At 59.1% G+C, this 22,256-nt stretch carries 25 protein-coding genes; 7 read left to right on the top strand and 18 right to left on the bottom strand.

Translation table 11 applies throughout. The annotated features are described in order from the left end of the window. Positions 1 to 14 precede the first annotated feature (14 nt). Genes QTL98_RS10745 through QTL98_RS10755 form a run of 3 tightly spaced genes read right to left on the bottom strand, consistent with a single transcriptional unit; the run spans position 15 to position 2,811 of the window. A complete protein-coding gene (locus tag QTL98_RS10745; protein WP_445678487.1) occupies positions 15 to 1,502 on the bottom strand; it encodes a hypothetical protein in 1,488 nt (495 codons plus the stop codon). Between the two features lie 4 nt (positions 1,503 to 1,506). Beyond that, positions 1,507 to 2,136, bottom strand: a complete 630-nt coding sequence (pgl, locus tag QTL98_RS10750; protein WP_445678488.1) for a 6-phosphogluconolactonase — start codon at positions 2,134 to 2,136, stop codon at positions 1,507 to 1,509. Positions 2,137 to 2,139: 3 nt separating this feature from the next. Further along, positions 2,140 to 2,811, bottom strand: coding sequence for an HAD family hydrolase (locus tag QTL98_RS10755; RefSeq protein WP_445678489.1), 672 nt, complete (start codon positions 2,809 to 2,811; stop codon positions 2,140 to 2,142). Between the two features lie 367 nt (positions 2,812 to 3,178). Here QTL98_RS10755 and QTL98_RS10760 point away from each other — a divergent pair, with 367 nt between their 5' ends. Both QTL98_RS10760 and QTL98_RS10765 read left to right on the top strand, forming a co-directional pair. Further along, a complete protein-coding gene (locus tag QTL98_RS10760) occupies positions 3,179 to 3,994 on the top strand; it encodes a 3-deoxy-manno-octulosonate cytidylyltransferase (RefSeq protein ID WP_445678490.1) in 816 nt (271 codons plus the stop codon). Next, on the top strand, positions 3,991 to 4,941 hold the full coding sequence (locus tag QTL98_RS10765; protein WP_445678491.1) for a phosphoglycerate dehydrogenase: 951 nt from the start codon (positions 3,991 to 3,993) through the stop codon (positions 4,939 to 4,941). Before QTL98_RS10760 ends, QTL98_RS10765 begins: the two co-directional genes overlap by 4 nt. Here the strand turns inward: QTL98_RS10765 and QTL98_RS10770 are convergent. The 11 genes from QTL98_RS10770 to ftrA form a co-directional block, all read right to left on the bottom strand. Further along, complete coding sequence (locus QTL98_RS10770; protein ID WP_445678492.1) at positions 4,907 to 6,220, bottom strand: hypothetical protein; 1,314 nt, start codon at positions 6,218 to 6,220, stop codon at positions 4,907 to 4,909. The two genes, QTL98_RS10765 and QTL98_RS10770, sit on opposite strands and share 35 nt — an antisense overlap. A 29-nt stretch (positions 6,221 to 6,249) precedes the next feature. Further along, complete coding sequence (locus QTL98_RS10775; protein WP_445678493.1) at positions 6,250 to 6,978, bottom strand: TylF/MycF/NovP-related O-methyltransferase; 729 nt, start codon at positions 6,976 to 6,978, stop codon at positions 6,250 to 6,252. 98 nt (positions 6,979 to 7,076) lie between these two features. Next, positions 7,077 to 8,474: an MATE family efflux transporter gene (locus QTL98_RS10780; RefSeq protein ID WP_445678494.1), complete on the bottom strand. Its 1,398-nt coding sequence runs from the start codon at positions 8,472 to 8,474 to the stop codon at positions 7,077 to 7,079. A gap of 42 nt (positions 8,475 to 8,516) precedes the next feature. Then, on the bottom strand, positions 8,517 to 9,440 hold the full coding sequence (locus QTL98_RS10785) for an FkbM family methyltransferase (RefSeq protein WP_445678495.1): 924 nt from the start codon (positions 9,438 to 9,440) through the stop codon (positions 8,517 to 8,519). 184 nt (positions 9,441 to 9,624) lie between these two features. Further along, entirely contained in the window at positions 9,625 to 10,644 is a 1,020-nt protein-coding gene (locus tag QTL98_RS10790) for a class I SAM-dependent methyltransferase (protein WP_445678496.1), read from the bottom strand. A gap of 17 nt (positions 10,645 to 10,661) precedes the next feature. Then, complete coding sequence (locus QTL98_RS10795; protein ID WP_445678497.1) at positions 10,662 to 11,651, bottom strand: Wzz/FepE/Etk N-terminal domain-containing protein; 990 nt, start codon at positions 11,649 to 11,651, stop codon at positions 10,662 to 10,664. Between the two features lie 55 nt (positions 11,652 to 11,706). After that, entirely contained in the window at positions 11,707 to 12,828 is a 1,122-nt protein-coding gene (locus QTL98_RS10800) for a glycosyltransferase (RefSeq protein ID WP_445678498.1), read from the bottom strand. Positions 12,829 to 12,861: 33 nt separating this feature from the next. After that, positions 12,862 to 14,106 (bottom strand): polysaccharide biosynthesis protein, encoded by a 1,245-nt coding sequence (locus QTL98_RS10805; protein WP_445678499.1) that lies wholly within the window; start codon positions 14,104 to 14,106, stop codon positions 12,862 to 12,864. Positions 14,107 to 14,162: 56 nt separating this feature from the next. Continuing rightward, on the bottom strand, positions 14,163 to 15,053 hold the full coding sequence (locus tag QTL98_RS10810; protein ID WP_445678500.1) for an NAD-dependent epimerase/dehydratase family protein: 891 nt from the start codon (positions 15,051 to 15,053) through the stop codon (positions 14,163 to 14,165). After that, entirely contained in the window at positions 15,040 to 15,744 is a 705-nt protein-coding gene (locus QTL98_RS10815; RefSeq protein WP_445678501.1) for a nucleotidyltransferase family protein, read from the bottom strand. Before QTL98_RS10815 ends, QTL98_RS10810 begins: the two co-directional genes overlap by 14 nt. 169 nt (positions 15,745 to 15,913) lie before the next feature. Beyond that, a complete protein-coding gene (ftrA, locus tag QTL98_RS10820) occupies positions 15,914 to 17,017 on the bottom strand; it encodes a transcriptional regulator FtrA (RefSeq protein ID WP_510637475.1) in 1,104 nt (367 codons plus the stop codon). A gap of 63 nt (positions 17,018 to 17,080) precedes the next feature. Between ftrA and QTL98_RS10825 the strand changes: the two genes are divergently transcribed. Both QTL98_RS10825 and QTL98_RS10830 read left to right on the top strand, forming a co-directional pair. Further along, positions 17,081 to 17,500 (top strand): rhodanese-like domain-containing protein, encoded by a 420-nt coding sequence (locus QTL98_RS10825; RefSeq protein ID WP_445678502.1) that lies wholly within the window; start codon positions 17,081 to 17,083, stop codon positions 17,498 to 17,500. 81 nt (positions 17,501 to 17,581) lie between these two features. Then, complete coding sequence (locus QTL98_RS10830) at positions 17,582 to 17,893, top strand: NIPSNAP family protein (protein ID WP_445678503.1); 312 nt, start codon at positions 17,582 to 17,584, stop codon at positions 17,891 to 17,893. Between the two features lie 23 nt (positions 17,894 to 17,916). Here QTL98_RS10830 and QTL98_RS10835 read toward each other — a convergent pair whose 3' ends face one another. Beyond that, positions 17,917 to 18,663 (bottom strand): sulfite exporter TauE/SafE family protein, encoded by a 747-nt coding sequence (locus tag QTL98_RS10835; RefSeq protein ID WP_445678504.1) that lies wholly within the window; start codon positions 18,661 to 18,663, stop codon positions 17,917 to 17,919. A 105-nt stretch (positions 18,664 to 18,768) separates the two neighbouring features. Between QTL98_RS10835 and QTL98_RS10840 the strand changes: the two genes are divergently transcribed. Beyond that, positions 18,769 to 19,659, top strand: a complete 891-nt coding sequence (locus QTL98_RS10840) for a LysR family transcriptional regulator (RefSeq protein ID WP_445678505.1) — start codon at positions 18,769 to 18,771, stop codon at positions 19,657 to 19,659. Here the strand turns inward: QTL98_RS10840 and QTL98_RS10845 are convergent. The 3 genes from QTL98_RS10845 to QTL98_RS10855 are packed head-to-tail and all read right to left on the bottom strand — an operon-like array spanning position 19,656 to position 20,902. Then, positions 19,656 to 20,003, bottom strand: coding sequence for a TfoX/Sxy family protein (locus QTL98_RS10845; RefSeq protein ID WP_445678506.1), 348 nt, complete (start codon positions 20,001 to 20,003; stop codon positions 19,656 to 19,658). The two genes, QTL98_RS10840 and QTL98_RS10845, sit on opposite strands and share 4 nt — an antisense overlap. 17 nt (positions 20,004 to 20,020) lie before the next feature. Then, positions 20,021 to 20,506, bottom strand: a complete 486-nt coding sequence (locus QTL98_RS10850) for a RidA family protein (protein ID WP_445678507.1) — start codon at positions 20,504 to 20,506, stop codon at positions 20,021 to 20,023. A gap of 57 nt (positions 20,507 to 20,563) precedes the next feature. Then, positions 20,564 to 20,902: an antibiotic biosynthesis monooxygenase family protein gene (locus tag QTL98_RS10855; protein ID WP_445678508.1), complete on the bottom strand. Its 339-nt coding sequence runs from the start codon at positions 20,900 to 20,902 to the stop codon at positions 20,564 to 20,566. 106 nt (positions 20,903 to 21,008) lie between these two features. Between QTL98_RS10855 and soxR the strand changes: the two genes are divergently transcribed. Next, the gene (gene soxR, locus QTL98_RS10860) at positions 21,009 to 21,473 is read left to right on the top strand and encodes a redox-sensitive transcriptional activator SoxR (RefSeq protein WP_445678509.1); all 465 of its coding nucleotides are present in this window, start codon (positions 21,009 to 21,011) and stop codon (positions 21,471 to 21,473) included. Positions 21,474 to 21,696: 223 nt separating this feature from the next. Continuing rightward, on the top strand, positions 21,697 to 22,164 hold the full coding sequence (locus tag QTL98_RS10865) for a PAS domain-containing protein (protein ID WP_445678510.1): 468 nt from the start codon (positions 21,697 to 21,699) through the stop codon (positions 22,162 to 22,164). Positions 22,165 to 22,256 lie beyond the last annotated feature (92 nt).

Genomic DNA, 22,256 nt, shown 5'->3' on the forward strand with positions numbered 1-22,256 from the left:
AAACGCTCTGCGTTTTACTGGTCGTCATCCGACCGGTCAACGGCGATCTGCCCGATCTTCGGCGTCGATGCGAGGCATCCCAGCGGATCGATCATCGGTCGCTCCCCCCCTGCTCCCATGGCGGCGAAACCATCAAGTAAGATCCGGCGCGATGCCTGCTCATCGGCATTCGAAACGCTGATAGTGGTCCCGGGCCAATCGTCGAACCAGCCCGCGGGGTCCTGGTTGGGGATGTCCGGATGGTCAAGATAGGCCAGCCGGCGCTGGTCGGTGCGCAACTGGAAAACCATCGTGGTGTCCGCGTATACACAATAGCCGTAATGCGCCGACAGGTCGGTGGCGCGAGGAAAGCTTTGAGCCAAAGGCATTTCTGTCATTGTCGGATGCAGGCGGACCCAGACGCCGATCTTGTCCCTGATCAGCGAAAGTGCGGCCAGGTCCCGGCTGACCTTGGCGTAGTTGATGCTTCCCAGATAGAGGATGCCACGCCCCTGTTTTGACAGCTTCAGGTCATAGGTCGCACCGCTGAAGCGATGACGCCGCAGCGCTGTGGTCGGCGTGGTGACTCCCAGATCCGCGAATATTGCTGGCCAATGCGGTCCGATCACGAACAGGAGGTCCGGCGAGAGCCGGCGATGCCGGGGAGCGTTATCTGGAACCCTCATATTCAGGTCATTGGGCGAAAAGGTGCAGTTTTGTACCGCCCAGATTTGACGCCCGGCAGCGCGTAGCCGGGCGATCAACAGTTGTTCCCAGTCATGCCGCTCCATCGGTAGGCACACCACGGCGTCTGGCGCATACTGTGCCAGACGTGCGGCGGCAGCGGCATAGAGCATGCTGCCGGTGGCATGGCCGCTGGCGAAATCAGCAACGAAGGCTGCATCGATCCGGCTGCCCCGTAGGGCGGGAACGGATCTCAACGCCCGATAGAAAAGAATTTGCCGGCGCAGGGCCTGGGCCAGGTCGACAAATCGGAAATGCGCTTCTAGCGGTACTGACGCGCCCCGGTCGCCTAGATACCGGCGCCACGATACTTGGGGTAACCGCAATCCGCAGGCCACAATCCGCCGGCCAGTCAGTTCCGTTTCGCAAAAACCTGCAAAATCCTTCGCGACCAGACCGCCGCCGCTATCCGCCAGGAAGCCCACCAGGATAGCCTCGGCACCGGCCACGGCGCGATGGTCACGGTTGGCACTGGTGCGGCGTAGCAGTCTGATCAGCAGGCTGCGGGCCATAAATTTTGCGAGTTCCCGCAGGGTTCCCCGACAGATCGCCAGCCAGCCGGTAGTTCTGTCTGCCGCAGCTTGTATGCGCGCCGTTTTCAGAACCAGCCTTGAGTAAACCGGATCGGCACTTGTGCTCAGTTCGAAGATGGCGCTCGCGATGCCGGCGCCCTCTTCGGTCAGCGGTGCCAGCGATGCCATATAGGCTTCAACGGCGGCCTTCGCCGTTTCGCCCGGGGCGACGGGTGTCTTCCCTGTAGACGCTGAGATCAGGGGCATGGGGTTAATACCGGTAAACGGTCAGACGCTCACCAGCGCCGTCAATCAGCGCCCGCACCGGCAGGTCAGTCCCGTCGTCGCTCCGGGCGCGTTCCCATGTAGATACCTTGTCGGCGCCGGCGAACAGCAACGCGATTTGCCGTGCTTGCAGAATCGCCGGAAGCGTCAGGCTGATGCGTTCTCCCTTACCGGGCACAGACAGATCGACTACTGGTCCCGGTCCAGCCGTGCGCCAGCTGGTTCCGGGGAACAGCGAGGCGATATGTCCATCCGCGCCCATACCCAGGATAACCATGTCAAACGGGTGGGGCAAATCGGCGACCAGCCTGGACGCCTGATTGTCCAAGAGACTCAAAAAAGCCATATCGGCTGGCAAATGCCGCCGGATCATGCCTTCGTTGCTGTCCTGATGATCAACCGGCACACGCCGCTCGTCCGTGGCTAGCACCGTGATACGTGACCAGTTTAGCTCTCGCCTGGCGAGATGATGCAACATCAATGACGGCGTATTGCCGCCAGGGACGACCAGAACGGCTCCTCCCCCTGTCTCTATTGCACCAGACAAGGTCAGCACCACATCATCGGTCAATGCCTTCGAGCAGGCGTCCGCGTCGATAAAAATCCGTTCCTGCAAGTTTCAGGCTCCCTCTGGGGAAAGGCTGGCGAGCAGATGATACAACGCCGACATATCCTGCACGACCGGTACTCCCTCCGGGAATGGCGAGTCCCGGCCTTCAGAAACGACACCCAGAAAAGGCCAGCCGGCGTCCCGGGCTGCCCGGAAATCGGTCAACGCGTCGCCGACAAACAGCCGTTGTTCCGGGGCCGCCCCACTATGTAAAGAGGCGATAAGATTGAGGGCATCAGCCTTGGCAGCGGGCGATCCATAAACAGCCCGGAAATGGTGGCCCAGGCCGCGAGCGGACACGATTCCGGCGAGTTCAGTCTCCGGTGTCGCGGAAACGATGTAGGCGGGCAATCTCTGCGATATCCAGGCCAGCAATTTACTGGCGCCGGCGATCTCCGGTGCAGCGATAACTGCATCGACTACCGCTTGGGAAAATCGCGTCACCAGAGCGTCAAGGGCTGCCTCTTCAGCCCTTTCGCCGGCGATTTCGACCAGGAAATGTTGAAACTTGCGGCGCCGGTCAACACCGCCATTGTCCTTGTGATAGGCAAGGAGCGCCTGGCCCATATGGGCAGGGTAGTTCGCAACTGCCCGTACAAATGCATCTCCCTTGATGTCGACGGAATCGACAAGTACTCCGTCAAAATCAAAAGCAATTAATGTTGGTGATGACGTTATCATGCTAAACTCTTCAAAATTTAAGGCGCTTTATTTATTGTTATTACCCAATTGTATTTTAATTTTGTTTATTGCTAGCCGGCCTTCATTTCAGTGAGAGGGTGAGGCTGAGGGGGTGCAGTACGGTCTGCTGAATTTCATGACGTCGCCCCTGCTATTTATTGTGCGTCTTATCGATCTTCTGGCACAGTTTCATCCGTCTGGACAGCCTCCGCCTTATGCTGCCCCGTCTTGCCGATCATCCATGTAGCAAGGTAGTGTCCCCAACCTGCCGCGACAGCATCCGGGCGCCGCACTCCGTCACGCCAGAACAAAAACCGGCAAGGCGTCTTCATAGTCACTGGTTTTGACCCAAAGGATCATAGTCCTCATGCGCACTATCGCCATTATTCCCGCCCGCATGGGATCCGGGCGTTTTCCCGGCAAGCCCCTGCACTCGATCGAAGGTGTATCGATGATCGGGCATTGTTACCTGCGGACCCGCCTCAGCCAGACACCGACCCGGGTTGTTGTGGCTACGCCCAACGAGGAAGTGGCGCAGGACATACGGGCGCTTGGCGGCGATGTAATCCTCACTCCCGAATTTGATATGTGTAATGACCGTATTGCCTGGGCCTATAACGAGATCGCCAAGGTCGATGGTCCTTATGATCTGGTTATCAACGTTCAGGGTGATCAGCCGCTGATCTATCCCGAGATGCTGGATGCGCTAATTGACGCGGCCCGGACTGATCCGGCATTCCCGAGCTTCACCATGGTCGAGCCCTGTACGACACTGGATGATTTTCACGATCTCAATCGCGTAAAGGTCTTGTTCCGCGAAAAGGATGGGGGCCTCATCTATATGTCGCGTGCGCCGATCCCCTCCCCCAAGAAGCATGGATCGATGCCGGAGAAGACTTACAAGCACGTTGCCATCATCGCCTTCAAGCCGGACTTTCTGCAGAAATTCCTGGATTTCGGCATGACCTACAACGAGCATATCGAGGGTATCGATTACAATCGCGTCCTTGAGATGGGAGCGGAGATGAAGGTTATTGCGACCGACATCGTGACCGATACCGTTGATACTCCGGAAGATCTCGAACGCGTGCGCGTCACCATGCGCACCGACCGGCTCTGGTTGTCGGGGGCCTATGGTCCGCGCGCGGGCGGCGCTTCCGGGGCCGGGGAGACGGCACCGTGAGGATTTTGATCTCGGTTCATCCCTTTGCTGCTACCGGGATAGAGCCTCTGGAAAAGCTCCGGGAGTCTGGCCACGAACTGCGGTTCAATCCTCATGGCCGCAAGATGACCGAAGCAGAGATACTGGCCATGGCGCCGTGGGCGGACGCAATCGTTGCCGGCACCGAACCGATTACCGAGCAGGTTATTGAAGCTTGCCCCAATCTCAGGGTGATCTCCCGCGTTGGTTCCGGTTTTGATTCCGTCGACCGGGCGGCCTGCCACAGGCGCGGCATTAAGGTATGCTATGCTCCCAATGCCCCGGTGCCCAGTGTAGTCGAGTTGACGCTTGGGCTAGCGCTCGACTGTCTGCGCCGGTTTGGTGAAAGCGATCTGCGCATGCGGCGGGGCGAATGGTACCGGCCCATGGGCAGATTGCTACGCGGGCGCGTGGTCGGTGTTGCCGGCGTCGGTCGTATAGGCTCGCGGGTGGCCCAGACGATGCAGGCGCTTGGGTGCGAGGTCCGCGGGCACGATATCGCACCGAACCCCGACCTGAATATTCCGTACGTGTCGCGCGAAGTGTTGCTGGCGGAAAGCGACATCGTCACTCTTCATCTGCCGCTAAGCGCCAGGACCCGGCATTGGATAGACGCAGCAGCGCTGCGGTCGATGAAGCCTGGTGCAATTCTGATCAACGCGGCCCGCGGCGGTATCGTTGATGAGGCGGCACTGGAAGTGGCGCTGCGTGAGCGCCACCTGTCCTGCGCTGCCGTGGATGTATTTGAGCGGGAGCCTTATGATGGGCCGTTGCGCCAGGTCGGCAATGTCATCCTGACCGGCCACATTGGTGCTGCAGCAGCGGAGAGCCGCATACTCATGGAGTATGAAGCGGTAGAAAATGCCTTGCTGGTGCTGAGTGGCAAGGAACCGCTCAATGAAGTCCCACTGGACCTGCTGGCCGGCTAGTTGTGTGCGTCGGGGCCAGTGTAAATGCTGGCCCCACCCCTGCCCTGTTTCTGGATGTTTGAGCCGGTCCTTGTGCCCAGGGGTGCATTCGCGTGTACGATACCAGGGCGCTCAGTAGAAAAACCATCCAGTATTTCAGATGCGGACCATGGAAGACCGTGGCCACTAACAGGGGGAGCATGGCCATTGTCATTATTCCCGATAGTTCGCTTGTCGGCCGTATCAAGCCACGCCACGCGATAAAACTGTAAATTGCCGCGACTATCGGAATCGCCATCACGCCGTAGAAAATGGTGTACTGCAAAATTCCGTTTGTCAGGTTTATGCCTGGATAAAGTGTGGCATCAGCGGTCGTCAGCCCAATGCCAAGCGGATGTGTCTCCAGATGTTCAAGAATAAAGAAAATACTCGATATTTTATCTGCAGCGCTGTGTTGTCTGAATAATATAGAGTACAGTAAATTACTGTGCAAAATGAACCCAGACGCCATGGCTACTCCGATTCCCAATGGCGCGAGGATCAGCAGCCCGCGAACCAGGCGGCCGTAACGGACTACGAAAAGACCGACGAGCAGAACGGATGCCGAAATCGCTGTAAGTCCGATGGTTGTCAACAGGCCGACGCCGATAATCAGAGCGCCGAAGTGGCGTCTGGTTGCCAGCGCGTAAGCCAGCCCGATTATGAGGATGTGTCCAAAATGGGAGGGTTCGCTGTAATAGAAATTGGTTCGCGGAGTTGTCCCCTGCGAGGCGCCGAGTAGGCCATACCAGCCAAGGATATAGCGGCCATCGGAATTACCCATCGCAATGTTGATCTCGCCGATATGGCGCAACCCGATCAGAAAAGCCCCGAATGACAAAATTGCCTGGGCGGCCGCAATCAGCACGACCAGATAAAAAAGCCGGAGATAGCGTTCAATTTCCTGCGGCGTGGTCATCGCCTTGGGTAGCGCGTATGCCAGCAGAATGAGGAACATCAGCTTCATCGTGGCGCCGATATCCGGATTTCGCCCCAGGAACAACGGCATCAGGGCCGCGACAAGGGAGATCACAAGGAATGTCAGCAGTACTGCCGCCTCGATAGCACCAAAACCACGCAAGATGCGGTTGCTGTTCAAGGCTAGCAGCAACAGACCGGCCGCAATCATGCCCAGCCGGATCGCGGCTCCAGGAAGCGTGAATTCCAGGATCGGCATGTTGGAAAGGCTGATAGCGGCCACACCCCATATGGCCACCCAGCGTGCCGAGGTGGCCGAGACTGCAGAAACGCTTCCAGTCATAACTTTCCCTTGCGGTCCGGCTATTGGGGCTACTGCTTGCGTACGCACCAGGAGGTTCCGAAGGGCATCGGTTCCGGCTTTTCCGGTTTATCGGCAAAAAACTCGTCTATGGCCTTACGAGCACCCGGCCACTCAACGATGTCTTCGTACTCATCAAACAGGATGATGCCGCCTGCCAGCGTCCGCGGATAAAGATTTTCGAGGCAGGTCAAATAGCTCTGGTACAGGTCGCAGTCTAGAAAGACAAACGAGAATTTCAGGTCCTCTGGCAAGCCCGGCATGGTGTCCTCGAAGCGTCCCTTGTGGAACTCGACGCCACCTGACGGCTCGTAACGGTTGGCCAAACGTTTGATATGGGGAAGCGTATACTGGCTATATCGCCCGACAACACTAACGGCCTTGCGCTCCTCGGGAATTCCTTCCAGGTCCTCGGGCGAGATATAGGGAAAACCTTCGAAAGTATCAAACGCGTGATACGGGCGGGGATCGCGCTGTTGATTAAGGTAAGACAGGGAGAAAAACATCCCCCGTCCACTGCCGACACCCGCCTCTGCGATGGCGCCGCCCAAATTGCGGGTTTGCTCCAGTCCGTAAAGCAAGCGGAATAACCGCGTGTCGTTTCTGAAATAGGGCCGTGGTGTATTTTCGCACAGAAAACGGGAGAGCCCTACAAAGCTTATGGTTTTCGTCAGCCTCACCCGTACGGCGAAACCAAAGCCGGAATTCGCACCAATAATTTTTTTAATAAAAGCTTTCATGATTTCTCATCTGGATATCGTTTCAGAATTTGGTAGCTCTACATAAATTTTCAGCCCTTGTGAAGCAAACTTCATGTCTAATTTTCAATTTAAAGAATTTATCCGTATACCAACAACCATCGGCCAAATATTATCGCCAAGAGAAAAATACTAATATTTATAAAGACCCATATCAAGCGCCGCTGAATTCGGAAAAAATTCCTATTCTCTGCCGTGGTCTCAAGAAAAATCTGGTACCCTATATGTTGAAGTACCGGGCCAAGATACCCTGCTGCTGCCACACTCCATACTACTTTGGGATTGGGCCCGAAAACAGCTTCTGCGCATCCGGGAACAATGGTGAGTACCGCCAATGCTGCGGCGAAGCCGGCCGGACGCAGCGCGCCTAAAACTGGCAGGATGGCGACCCTTCGTCCCAGAAGAACCACAGCCTTGTCCATTTCCAGCAAGGCTATAGGCACGACAGACAAAGCGAGCAGGCTGATCTCGAGGATGTGGTTGCTGTAGTCAGGCAATACCCATCTCAGGATTACATAGAGTATGGCAAGGCCGGCGAACGTGGCCATGCCCAAACCTGCGGCAAGGCTGACGCGAAGCTGCCATGAGTGGAAGATCGTATCATGGCCCATATCCTTTACCCGTGCAGCTCCGGGCCACAGGGTCCAGTAAAGATTGCTGATAATCGTAATCAATGTCCCACGGGCCATCACGCCCAGATTGTAACCCGCCAGTGTGGCTGGTCCGGCTATGGCGAAGACGATCAGGGAATCTATCTGCAGGGCAAGAGCAGTGACGAATTTGTCTGCCGCTACGCCCACCCCGTAGCGGTGTGGTACTAACAGGCCTATAATCGTTTTTGGCCTCGGCCGGGCTTCTCTTAGCTGGCGGGTGATCCACAACAGCAGCATGCTTGTTACTAAGGTGCCGGCTAACAGGTATCCCACATGACCAGCTAACCAGGCGCAAAACAGACCGGCGAAGACTTCTGTCACGCGCAGCATGCGGGCGACGACCACGACCCGCGTCCATTCCAGGCACTGCAAGATGCTCTCCGCGACGGCGAGAACGCGAAAAGTTAGCCAGAACAGTCCGGTCGCCACCAGCAGGCCTGGCGTCGCAGCGATGTCTGGAAAAAAGTGGGCAAAGATCATCAGGCCGATCGGAAGCACCAATACCGCTTCAACCAGACTGGCGACAATGGAAGCCATGGCTGCGGAAGTTCGTTCCTCACCAGTCAGGCCTGGTATCGTCCGGGCTGCCGTAAAGTACTGCCCTGCCGTAATCGCACTGAACAGACCCGCGGAGGATTGTGCCGCGTTGATAAGACCTACTGAGGCTGCCGGCAGTACAAGCCGCAGAGCTAATGCACCGAGTATCCTGACAAGCTGCGTTCCGTAACTGCTACCAAGCAGGGCGAGAAAGACACGAGCCTTCCCCTTCCCGGCCTTTTCAGCCGCGCGACCCTCGCCGGTCGAGGCGGCGCCAAGATTGGCCATTGTTTTTCTTTCGTTTACCTGTTCGTTACGCGGGCAAGAATATCAGGAAGTGAGAATAGTAGAGTGGTGCCCTGCTTTGAGGTTATATTCCGTCATGCCGCGCCGGATATAACGGCGGTTTTGAACATTATCGTCTAGCCTTGCCCTGCCGGCTTCTTCGAAACCTGTATTCTTGAGCAACTCGTCAATCTGTGTAGAGGATTCCGCATAGTTTTCAGCGGTTTCAACGTACACTTCACGCACTGATTGAACCAACGTCTGTTGCGCACCCTTGAGGATGCTCAATTCGTTACCGTCCACGTCGAGTTTTATGTACTCGGGTGATGGAGCGCCCCATTTGAGTACGAATTCATCAACGGTTATTCCCATTGTCGCCATGGAGGCGGCGGGAATGAAATCCTTGCCTTCGTTATCGGTTGTCTTGTCGAAAACATTCATTGCACTGCCGATCTCCACCGAATGGTAGTTGAAGCGGCCAAGGAACGCCCGTTCATAAAGGGCCAGTGGATAGACGGCGCAGCGTTTGGAATAGCCATTCGCGATAACGCTATTGCATAGCGAGTAATAATTGCCCGGGTGCGGTTCGAATGAAACGATGTCGAGGTCATCACGGGAGGCGGCGTAGAGCGTAAAAATCCCTATATTCGCGCCAATATCCCAAAAAACACTGCCCGCTGGAATGTTATCAATCCAGCTGCAGGTGTCGCTTTCCTTGCGAGGTGTCAACCTCGCGCGCTCGACCATCGCATTGTTCAAGCAGATTACATCGAATGACGTTTTCTTGCCCCGGACTGGCTGGGCGTATTTCAGATTCTGCCCGGCTTGGGCAATCAGATTGGCCCGAATAGGCCAAACCAGCAGCGACGCCATGCGAACGGCCCGTGCCAGAATACGTGCACCAACCACAGCTCCCCTGGAGCGAACCCGGAGCCAGTAGCGCATGCGCCTGAGCATTTCGTCGTTCATAGAATATAAACTCCCTAAACGGTCCGCATTCTACTATTGCCGGACTTTTCACACCGTTAGTGTGGTTTTGGTACTTGCAGTTACGGCAGCAGCCGTCATGGCGCTAACAGATGGTTCGCATCCTGTCCGCGCTCTTTTCTCCTGCGGCCAAATGGCATTATTCCCGAACGGGTCGAGGCTGGCTTTATTTACCTTCAAGTTTAATCTGCCGCGCCATTTTGCGAGCATCCGCGAAATCATGCCTGCCGGCGCCGAGCTTGTGCATGTAGCGACGCAGATCATGAAGAAGCTGAAAAAATCGCCGCTTCACGGGCGTTTCCCGCAACCTGCCACGAACAGAGCCAAGTGTGTCTTCAAGGCCTGCCGGCATTGCTGCAGCCTTTGGGCTGCCAGGGCGCAAGACAGCCTCGAGGCTCTCGTTAACAAAAAGTGTCTCCAGACCGGCGGCCGCAGCCACATTTCGTAAACTTGCTGCGGTAAACATATGACGATGGCAATTCTTGAACGCGAGATGAATGTCGTACCGCCGATTTTCACTCGCGCGCAAGCCGGGGACTTCCAGATAAATCAAACCATCCGGCGACAGCTTGGAAGCAACCTCGCGCAGGGACTGAACCGGATCCGGAAGGTGCTCAAGAACCTGGATCATGGTAATCAGTTTGTATCGTTCCGGTGCGCTGGCGAATTCGGACATAGGCCTCAGGTCCAGGCCAATTGAATTTCCGACGGCCAATTGGCGCGGATCGAAATCATACCCCGCGCGACGCCAGCTTTCAGGCAGCGCCGCCAATGTGCCGCCATATGCACAGCCATAGTCAAGTGCGCTGGAAATGCCTTCGTACAGTCCGAGTTTGCGTAACAACCGAGTGATTTTACGCCCGACCATAAACTCGCCAACGAAGGTACCCTCGACGCCTCCCCCCCTGCCGTATACTTCTGTATAATGCTTTGTATAGAATTCGGTCAGGCACTCGTCAGTATAATAGGGATTTGCAAATATAAATCCGCAGTCAGTGCAGTGAACATATTCAAGTTGAAACCCGTAACGATCCTCACTGCAAACGTCGGTGAACTCCGTTCCGCCACAGGCAAAACACGGATCCGGTTTTCGAAATCTAAAGAAATTTCCTGCCTTCAGCTCGGTTATTCTCCGACGCTGGGTGTCGGAAATCGAAATCTTCCCCTGATCCGGCTTTAAGATCATTTTATCTCCAGACGAATTTACTCAGCCACGACCAGTTTTTGTGATGAGGCCGCAGGCCCTTTGGGATGCAACCGGCCCAGGCCCCATAGAATTGCGGCCACTGTCCCGAAACTGCCCCCCAGAACCAGTGCCAATGCCAACACCAGTACCGGTCTCGGGGATACCGGACGGTTGCTGACTGTCACAGGGTCCAGCACACGCGCAGCGATCGGCACGTCATCGCGCAACACCATCAGCTCCTGTTCCTGCTGCGCCACCATGGAAACAAGAGATTCCCGATAGACGTTGAGATTGGTGTCGAGGATCTTCTTCTGGAGATAATCGATATTGCCCTGCAGCTCATTACGGCGACGATCGCGCAGAATGGTCTCTGCTTCCTGGTAGAGCATTTCAAGCAGCTTCTGGGCAAAGTCCGGGTCTTTGGCCGTCACCGAGATTTCCCAGAGAGAGCTGCGGTCCAGAAGGTTTGATCCCTGATTTACCGCGTGCACGTTCTTGGAAAGCCAGGTGACAAGGTCCCGTGCATCGGGAGGCGTCCACTGCGGGTAGCTGATCATTCTTTTGATGGCATTCTTGAAATTTACCATCGAACCTTGTGGTTCAATCCATCGCTGCCGCTTTTCGTCCCACTGCTGCGCATAAATCTCTTGAAGCAGGCTATGGTTCTGAGCGAGCTGTTCGGCCACCCTATGGCTGGTCAGAAGGGCTGTGAACTCCTCGAAGCTGGCACCGTTCTGGGAAGAAGAAGGTGCGGCGAGGCCAAGAAGGGATGCGCCGCCCTGAAGACGTTTCAGCAGCGCGTTGCTTCCATCCTTTACCTCGACCACCATCATCGCCGCTTTGTAGGTCGGGATTGCAATGCTCAGGTAGAACACGGCTGCTGCAATCGACAGCAGCCCGATCAGGGTCAATACCCACCACCCGCGCAGCAGGGCGCGCATTAATGAAGCAAAGGATAGCGACGCGGCCGGATCGTCGAAGGTGTGGGGGGCTTCAACCAGTTTCATTCCTGCCGTCCGTCTTGTAGAGCCTGAGAAGGCCTAATCATCTCGAGTCCTGACGTCAAGATGCAAGCCCGCGCGATTTCAGTGTTTTTTCAGTAATCGAATTGCTGGAATTTCCCCCGTCGGCGCTGATTATATATCCAATCGACTGGTAGAGGTCGCGATGTTGGCGCAGTATTTCCTCTGGAGCATGCCGCCGCTGGGAATGAAGGCGTGCTGCCTCGCCCAGTTGGACTGCGTATTGCGGGTCCTGTATCCGCTTTAGGGCGCCAAGCCCCGCCGCCTCGTCTCCTACGGGAACCAGCAGGCCCGTTACGCCATCCTCTATCGCATCCCGGCAGCCGCGAACATCGGTCGCTATACAGGGCAGTCCGCAGGTCATGGCGTCGACGAGAGCCAAGGGCATGCCCTCATAGAGCGAGAACATGGCAAAGGCGTCGATATTTCTGTGGAAGTCCGTCATGTGGTCCACAAAGCGCATGTTCTCGAAATGTTTCCCCAAAAGCTCCCGGCCCAAGGCATCAATCTCGTCGTGACGGGGGCCATCCCCACACAGAACTAGAGTGAGCGGTGTGGTTGCGCGTCGGTTATGGGCCGCGATCAGCCGTATCAGGTCGTCATGGAGTTTGGGAAAGTCCATTCGCGCGGCAAAACCGATGCGCCGGATTGGCCGGGCACGATGGTCGATGATATTTGCCGGCTGATAGCTGGGATTGATGATCTCCCGTCGACAAAAGACGGGAAACGGGGAAAGCGCCGCCATCTCTGAAGCGCTATCCGCCACGACCGCATCGCAGGCAAGGCTGAAGAGGCTTTCCGTTGCCAGAGTGACGGCCAGTTTCAACGGTCGGAAGGACGCCAGACCATGATAGCTGTGGACTACCTTAACTCGCTTTCCCAAGCGCAACCGGTGCCAGCGCGCGTGGTAACCGGCGATACGTCCGTGAGAATGAATCAATAACGGGCCGCGCCTTGCCAGTTCCTCCACCGCCGCAAGAGTTCCAGCAAAATCCTTGCGCATGAACGACATTTCCCGCTCATCCCGTCCTGGTCCCGCGAGTTGATCCTGATCGCTCTCCAGATAAAGAATACGGCTGGTTTCGGGCTCTATGCCGAGCAGGTCACGGGCGACTGCGGACCCGCCGCCCCGGTTGCGCCATTTCGAAATCTGCAGGATCATGACTGGACACTCGTCGGAAAAGCTGCGGGCTGACTAAAGGCGCTGATCCAGATTGCGGCCAGTCTCGTTATGATGCAGTTCAGGCACAGCGGCGGCGATCATGGCGACAAGGTCCGCCTTCGAGGGTGTTGTATGACCTCTGGAAAGCGCCGCGCCCAGAACGGACAGGAATTGTTGCATCGCGCCGGGAACGTGTCCGCGATAGGCAACCGAAAGCACGCTGTCCAGACCTTCGATGCCGCTTGCTATCTCGCCGAGCCCTACAAATTCCTCGTAGGGCTTTTCACCGCTGGTGTCGAGCGGTGTCAGCAGCAGCGGATAGCGCCCCTGCGCCAGTTCTTGATCAATGGCCGCAACAGCCGCGGCCTCGTCTTCGTAAAGGGCCGGAGTCAAGCCGAGGTGACGCAGTAATCCCTCCGCGACCGTTTGCATCGGGATGAGATCAACATCGGACGACAGGTGCGGCACCAGGATATCGCGGTCATGATCGTGAAAAGCTGCCAGGAGGCAGATTTCCGCAGCTTCTTCGAGCGAGACAAAATAGCGTCGCGTGTCGCGGGGGGCAGCAAGCGGCTGGCGCTTGCGCAAACGGTTCATATAACCAAACGGCAAGCTGCCATCAGAAAAAGCGACATTGGCGAAACGCGCGGAGGTTACATGGGGGAGCCGGGCTGACATTACCTCCGGCGAGAAGATAACATGTTCCATCAGCCGTTTGCTGGCACCCATAAGGCTGGTGGGGTTGGCCGCCTTGTCTGTTGAAACGGCAAAGTACCGGCCCCGAAATCCGCTCTCTGCAAGCCAGGACAGGAAGCGAACATGCTTGAAAAGATTGGTATCAAGCATCTGCAGAAGCGAATACGGGTCTTTCTCGGAGCGTACGTGCTTCAGCGCGGCAAAGTTCAGAACCACGTCGTATGGAGGAAGGTCGCGCAGCACCATACCCATGATTTCGGAGCCATAGTCGAGCGGCAGTGACCGGTAGTCGGCAACAGGTAATCCACCCGGCTGGCCACGCAGATCGCGGGTCAGTTCCGCGAGATTATTCTCGCTCTGGTCAAAGACGTGCAGGCAGGCAGGACGAAAACCGGCAAGCCGTGCCGTGGTCGCAGATCCTATGCTGCCGGCTGCGCCCACCACCATTACCCGCCTGCCCTCCAGCGCTGCTCCAATCGCCCCGTTCCGGCGGCTGACGTCAGCAGCGAAGTGGCTGGTTTGGCGCCCCGTGGCCAGAGCCGCAATCTCGCTATCGATACCCAGCGGCTTCCACGCAGTCATTCTGAACCTCTTGCAATGTGCTTGAATTTGTCTGGGCGAATAGAGCTATCGAACCGTCATCGGTCACTGAAAGAATGGTCCCCGGCAGTGGAGACCATATCTGCAAGCGAACGCTCAAGGGTGAACTTGGGTGACCAGCCGATAGCAGAACTCAAACGAGCGATGGACAGCACCTGGCGTTCAATGCCACCGGCAAGGGCTGTGTCTTCTACAATCGAATAGTTACCTGGACAATTGAGGCAGACAATTTCCACGACCGAGCGCAGGGGAGTTTCATTTCCGGAGCCAAGATTGAACAGTCCGGCCACACGGCCTTGGGCCAGTTGACAGATTGCGTCGGCGGCGTCGCGGACATCTATGAAGTCGCGGGTTGGGGACAGCCTGCCTAGCCTTAACTCTCCGCCGTCTGCCGACAACCGCACTACTTCATTTACCAGACGACCGGCAAAATAGTCTGAGGACTGACCCGGCCCGAACAGATTTGCGATACGCGTAATGCATAACGGACCTCTGTGGTTCTGCGCCTGTTGTTCCTGAGCCAGTTTGCTGACGCCGTAAGGACTGGATGGCGACGGCAGTCGTGTTTCGTGGACTGGCAGGGCAACATCCTCTACTGCACCATACACCGCCCCGGACCCTGCGAGCAGCATCCACGTATCAAGTCCCGCCAAGGCCTCGACGAGAAGCGCTGTACCCGTCGCGTTGAACTCCAGCGGGCATTCTTCAATACCGGGTCTGGACGCTCCCGCCAGATGAATGACGCGGTCCGGGCGTAGCCGACGTACGGCGTCCATCCACGGTCCAGCCACGCCGGCATCGCCCGTGATGCTGGCGCCCGGCTTTCTTGAAAGGGTTGCCACCGTGGCGCCGCTTTGTCTCAGGGATTGAACGACTGATCGACCAAGAAAACCTGTCGCGCCTGTAACCAGAATATTAAGCGGGCTCATTCTGGATCAACTGGGCGATGTTATCCTGCGCCGACTGATAGTCCTCATGACGGCCAATATCGAGCCAGTAGCCATTGTGGCGGAAGGCCTTGACCGGCTGTCCATTCCTGATCAGCGTCAGGACAAGTGTGGGCAGGTCAAAGTAGGAATTCACCGGAATAAAATCCCGAACTGAAGGGTCACAGCAATAGATACCCATGCTGACAGGGCGATACATTGTCGGCTTTTCAATGTAGTCAACAATCCCATCGCTATCGTCTATCTCCAGAACCCCGAGATCGATCTTTACCTCTTTGGAATAGGTGGCGATCGTCATTCTCTGGCCGTGCTGCTGATGAAATCTGGCGAAAGCTGTGAAATCGATGTCGGTCAGAATGTCGCCATTCATAACCAAAAACGGCTCCTTTGGGTCTTCCATCAGCTTAAGAGGGCCTACAGTTCCAAGCGGCTTGTCTTCTCGCAAGTAACTGATATTTACACCCAGCCTACCTCCATCGCCAAGATAAGCCTCAATTAGGCTTCCCAAATATCCGACGGAAATTACAAAATCAACGATGCCCTGTGCCTTTAGACGTCGGATTAATATTTCAAGTATTGGCACCTCCCCGACTGGCAAAAGAGGCTTTGGGAGCACTGCAGTATAGGGTCGAAGTCTGCGGCCTTGCCCGCCAGCAAGAATGACAACTTTCATAATGCCTCACGATTATAATGCAGTGGCCATGCCATGCTGTCAGTGTTACCGCCATTCGAATTTTTAACCAAGCAGAAGTTTATGCCATGCCTGATTTCCCAAGATGACTCATCTTCTTTCTGCGGGGGGGGGCATTGCTGTCGAAAAACCAATAATTTACAGTTGGCAACTAGATGTCGGGTGTGCCGTGATCCTGGCTGATCGATGATAACGATCTTGTCGCAGCCTGCCCTATAGCGCCCGGGCCGAAACTTTCACGGTAAGCGGCCGGTGTTGTCGAGAGCTGCTGGCGGAAATGATGGCGCAGCGTGCCGGTGGTGCCGAAGCCGGAAAGCGCCGCCACCTCCTCGATTGAAATCGCCGTTGTTTCCAGAAACTCGCGCGCTTTGCCCAGCCGCTCTGCCAGCAGCCAGCGTGCGGGGGTAAGGCCGGTTGCCGCCTCGAACCGGCGCAGGAAGGTGCGCCGGCTCATGCCGGCCCGGGCGGCCAGTGCCTCGACGGAATGGTCGGCGCTGAGATCCGCGCGCATCTGGTCCAGCAGGGGGCCGAGCCGGCTGCTTTCATGTGCCCGCGGCACCGGCTGGCGGATGAACTGCGCCTGCCCGCCATCGCGGTGGGCCGGTATCACCAGCCGGCGCGCCACCTTGTTGGCGGCCTCGGCGCCAAAATCCTGCCGGATGATGTGCAGGCAAAGATCGAGCCCGGCGGCGGTGCCGGCCGAGGTGAGCACGCTGCCTTCATCGACATAAAGCACATCCGGCGTGACCTGCACGCCGGGGAAACGCCCCTGCAAGGGCCCGGCATAACGCCAGTGCGTGGTGGCGCGGCGCCCTTCCAGCAGGCCGGCAGCCGCCAGCACAAAAGCGCCGGAGCAGAAGGAGAAGATGCGCGCGCCGCGCGCGTTTGCGGCCCGCAATGCCGCCACCAGCCGGTCCGGCACCGGCGCCTCGATGCCGCGCCAGCCGGGCACGATGATAAGAGCGGCTTGCTCCAGCAGTTCCAGCCCGCCATCGACATGGAAACGCAGGCCGCCGGTTGCCCGCATCTCGCCCTTATCCACGCCGGCAACGGCAAAACGATACCAGCCCGGCCCCATTTCGGGGCGGGCGAGGCCGAACACCTCGACAGCGATGCCGAATTCAAAGGTGCAGAGCCGGTCATAGGCCAGCGCCACCACCAGCGGGCCGCCGGGGATGACCGTGCTGTCCGGGGCCGCTTCGGGCCGGGAAAGATCATTTGGCATGATTTTGAGGGTAGCTGTCATGAGTGCCATCTACAAGCTTTGCCGGCACGGCCTTATCGTCGGCGGCATGACCCCGATGGAGGCTTTGAGACCATGAGTTACGTGACCGATTACCCGCCCGCTTCTCCCGAAATCGCCGCCGCGCATTTTCTCGGCCGGCTCTCTGTCGAGACCGATTGTTCGGACGTGGCGGCGGCGCTGGCCGTCGGCGAGCCGGATTTTGTGCTGCTGCATGTGGTGGGCGCGCCGGAGGCCTATGCAAGGCGCCATGTGCCGGGCGCGCTGCATCTGCCGCACCGCCAGATCAGCGCTTCCAGGATGGCTGAGTGGCCGGAGGAAACGTTGTTTGTCGTCTATTGTGCCGGGCCGCACTGCAACGGCGCCGACCAGGCCGCGCTCAAGCTGGCGCGGCTTGGCCGTCCGGTAAAGATCATGATCGGCGGCATTACCGGCTGGCAGGACGAAGATTTGCCTTTCGCCACCGGCGCCGAACCGGGCAAGTTTCCGGCCTGACTTTTTATGGGGGAGGACGGGTTCAGATGGGCCCGCCTTCCCTCATCCCGCTCATCCCCTGTTTCGGGAGCCCACCGGCCCATGATCACCTGTTCCCTGCGCTACATCATCGATCCGCACAAACTCGCGGAGTTCGAGACTTATGCCCGGATGTGGATCCCGCTGGTAAACCGCATGGGCGGTACGCATCACGGTTATTTCCTGCCGCATGAAGGCGCCAGCAACATCGCGCTCGCCCTCTTTAGCTTCCCCAGCCTCGCGGCTTACGAGCAGTATCGCCTGAAAGCGGCGAGCGATCCGGACTGCATGGCGGCGCTGGAGTTTGAAAAACAGAACCGCAGCATCATCAGCTACGAGCGCAGCTTCATGCGGCCGGTGTTCGAGCAGGAGTGAGCACGGGGCTTGTGGCCAGACGATCAGAACGGCCGCGTCAGCATCTCCATGCCCAGCAGCAGTAGCGAAAACAGAAAGCAGCGCCGGAAGACTGCCGGGCTCACCCGCTGGCGCAGAAACTGGCCGGCGCCCATGCCGGCCAGTGCCGGCAGCGTGGCGAGCAGCGACAGCAGCAGGTTGCCAGGGTGAAAGCCCCCCTGAAAGGCCAGCCCGCTGGCGAGCGCCAGCGTCGACAGGGTGAAGAACAGGCCGAGGGCCTGCACCAGCTCATCCCGGCGTAGCCCCAGCGCCTGCAACCACGGCACCGCGGGAATAACGAAGATGCCGGTGGCGCCGGTTACAAGACCGGTGGCGAGGCCGACGGGTGCCTGAAGCCGGCGCTCCAGCCGGGGCGGCACCCGCAGCGGGCCCGCCAGCAGCGTGTAGAGTGCGTAGGCGCAAAGCGCGAGGCCAAGCGCCACCGTCGCGGGGCCGGTTTTGCCGGCGCTCGCCAGCACTGGCGCCGTCAGCAGGGTGCCGCAGAAACTGGCCGCCAGCAGCGGCCATAACCGGCGGGACAAGGCGGGCAAGGCCGGGCCGGCGGCAAGCTGCCAGAGGTTGGTGAGGAAAGACGGCACGATCAGCAGCCCGGCTGCGGTGAGCGGCGACAGCACCGCCCCGAGGATGGCCATCGCCACAGTGGGCAGCCCCATGCCGGTGACGCCCTTGACCACACCGGCAAGGAAGAAGGTGGCGGCGATGAGCAGCAACTGCGAAGTCGGGTCGGTCATGATGACCCAAGCCTTAAACGCGCTGGCGGCTCCGCTGAATGTGGAAGGCGCCGCTATCAGCCTTCGGCTGTTCCGAAGGCTGGGCATGGGCTAGACTGTGCCCCCATGCGATTTGACCTTACTGACCTGCGTCTTTTTCTGGCCGTGGTGGATGCCGGCAGCATTACCGGCGGCGCGGCAGAAGCCGGCCTGTCGCTGGCCGCAGCCAGCGAACGCTTACGGGATATGGAGTTGGATGGTGCCGTGAGCCTGCTGGAACGCGGGCGGCGCGGCGTAAAACCAACGCCTGCCGGTGAGGCGCTTGCCCACCATGCCCGCCGTGTACTGCGGCAGATGGCGGAGATGCGCGGCGAGCTGGCAGCCCATGCAAGGGGTCTGCGCACTGTGGTGCGTATGGCGGCCAATACGGCGGCCATCAGTGAATTCCTGCCGGCACGGCTTGCACCCTGGCTGGCGGCCGAGCCGCAGATCGATATCGATCTCAAGGAACGCCAGAGCAGTGAAATTGCCCGGCTGGTGACAGGCGGCCTTGCCGATATCGGCATCCTCTCCGCCGCCGTCGATACTGCCGGGCTGGACCTCCGGCCTTTTGCTGCCGACCGGCTGGTGCTGGTGGTGCCGGCCGGGCACCGGCTGGCTACTGCGAAAAGCATCGCCCTCGTCGAAGTGCTGGACCAGCCCTTCATCGGCCTTGGCAGCGGAGCCCTGCAGGCGCATGTAGAGGCGCAGGCACAGCGTCTTGGCAGCCGGCTCAAGCTCAGGTTGCGGCTTGCCACCTATGAAGGGGTCTGCCGTCTGGTAGCGGAAGGTGCCGGGCTGGCGATCCTGTCGGAGGCGGCGGCCCGCCGCTGCGCCCGCGGGCTGAAGCTGGTTATCCTGCGCCTCAGCGATGGCTGGGCGACCCGCCAGCTGTCACTGGCAAAAGCAAGTGACAGCGATCTGCCGGCCCCGGCGCGGGCACTCTTCGACTATCTGGCCGGCGATACCGGCGCCTAGAGTTTGGCGGGCAGACCGTTCACGAAAGTCAGCGCCCCGTCCAGCAGGCGGGCGCGCAGTGCGTCATCGGCAAAAGCATCCGGATCGGCCCATACCCAGCCGGGCATGCCCCTGCCCTGCATTACCATCGGGGTGATCCCCGGCTCTTCCAGCGCCCAGCCCTCATTGCCCTTGCCGAGGCGGATGAGCATGGCGTCCACCTTGGCGCCGCACAGCAGATTGCCGCGCAAAAGCCAGCACAGGCCGCCGAACATGGGCTGTTCGGAAAGGCCCACCATGTTTGATAAGCCCACGCCTTCCAGATGCTCGCGGATCAGTTCCTCAAGGCCCGGGTCGCGCGCCATGATCTCTTCCTTTCCCTTCAGGGATCGATCAGCACTTCTGCCTCGATCTCGACCGGAATGCCGAACGGCAGGCCCGCCATGCCGACAGCGGAACGGGCATGGGCGCCGTGCTCCGGGCCCCAGAGGTCGTTGATGAGGTCGCTGAAGCCGTTGATGACGAGGGGATAGCGGTCAAAGGTCGGCGCGGCATTGACCATGCCGAATACCCGCAGCCACGCCTTTACCCGGTCCAGCTCGCCGAGATGCTGCTTGAGGCTTGCCAGCATGGCGAGCGCGGTAAGGCGCGCGGCCTCATAGGCCTGCTCCTGGCTGAGATCATGCCCCACCTTGCCGAGCGGTTTGGCAATAGAGCCGTCGGCGGCGAGCGGGCCATGGCCGGAGATGAAGGCGCGGTCACCCATCACCCGCACCCAGGGGAAACCCAGCACCACCCCCGGCGGCAGTTGCACCGGCTCAGGCAGTACGAGCCCCCGCTCCGCCAGACGTTTCTCGATCTCGCCCATCGTCTCTCTGCCCGCGTTCCTGTCATCGTTACTGGCAGGAGAGTGCCGCCGCCGGGCCTAGACGGCAAGCGCGCGGTAACTGCCGGTATCGCTGCGCACGCCCATCAGCGCCATCACCTCCTCGCGGTTGATGCCGCGGCGCGCATCCTCGGCGGCCACCGCTGCGGCAACAGCCGGGGCAAAGGCGGCATCGGCGAATTCGACGATGGTGACGAAGTTGAAGAGGCCGTTGCCGGCCACCTGCTCCATCAGCGTATCGCGCACAAAACCCTGCTGCCGGCGCAGGATGGAAAAAGTATCGCGGACCATCTCCATGAATTGCTGCCGCGCTTCGGGCGGAACCTGAAACTTGTTGATGCGGAAAACCGGGGCCGGAGCGGCTGCGGACTGGGTCATCTGGTATCGTTCCTGACGTAAAGGAGCCCTGGCGCCATGGGGCGCGGCTTGACGGCAAGGACGCTACGACCTCAACTTAAGTTGAGGTCAAGGAGGTTCTTTCGCGATGACAAAACCGGCCGGAGCAGTGTCGGCGTGGCTTACCGTTGGCGAGGTTGCCGAGCGCAGCGGCGTGAGTGTCTCGGCTCTCCATTTTTATGAGCGTAAGGGGCTGATCGCCAGCATGCGCACCGGCGGCAACCAGCGCCGGTTTCCGCGCGGCGTGTTGCGGCGCATCGCCGTTATCAAGGTGGCGCAGCGCGCGGGTATTCCCTTGGGCGAGATTGCCGCGGCGCTGGGCGGCCTGCCGGCGGGAAGCCCCGTTCAGGCAGAAGACTGGCAGCGGCTCTCGGCGCGCTGGAAAGAAGATATCGAGGCCCGTATCGCCGATCTGACCGCGCTCAGGGACAATCTGGCCGGCTGTATCGGCTGCGGATGCCTGTCGCTGGGCGAATGCCCGCTGCGCAATCCCGCCGACAGGCTGGCGGCTGGCGGCGCCGGTGCCCGGCTGTTGCCACGCCCGGGGATATGAAGGCGAAAAGTCACACAAATTCCGGGCGGTCAAAAATGGAACTACTTCTTTTGCACCGACCTTGAGTAACTATTGGCCGCTGACCGCCCGCGGGCACCGCGTTAGAATTGACGGCGCCCGCAAATGTCAGTGCTCCGCCCTTGCCCCGATGCCAGGGTGCTTCCGGAAGGCGTGGATGTTGAAACTCGTCAAGCGGCCCCTGCAAACGTTCCGGCAAGAGCGCATGGTTGCGTTCGATCCCCTCGACCCGCCTTTTGACAGGCTGGGCCCGGAGCGGCTGGAGCGGGTGTTTTCCCTCTGGCACCACTGGCGCGGCGACAAGCCGGCGCCCCGCCGTGCCGAGGTGGATCCGGCCGCCCTGCGTGCCCTGCTGCCGCAGATCTTCATTCTCGATGTCGAGGAAGATGATTTCCGCTTCCGCCTTGTCGGCGAGGCGGTCAATGAGCGGTACGACCACCGGCTCAAGGGCCATTCGCTGCGTGATCTGCTGAATGGCGCCGTGCTCGACGAGACGCTGCATGAGCACCGGCAATGCGTGGAACGTCTGCAGGCGGTGCTGGTGCATAACGGCCTGGACACAGCCTCGCATGATGATCGCAGCATCTATACGCGGTTGCTGCTGCCGCTGGAGGTCGTGGGCGGGACGGCCCGTCATATTCTGGGGATGATGGAGTTTCCTGCCGCGGCCTGAGACGGGGCACGTGAAGCCGGCTGCCGGTTTTACGGAATTGCGCATTAAAAATTTTACTGTAGTTTAATTTTTAAGCGCCATTTCCGAAGACG

Origin of the sequence: Radicibacter daui (assembly GCA_030657355.1) — a bacterium.
In the GTDB taxonomy this organism is placed as follows: domain Bacteria; phylum Pseudomonadota; class Alphaproteobacteria; order Radicibacterales; family Radicibacteraceae; genus Radicibacter; species Radicibacter daui.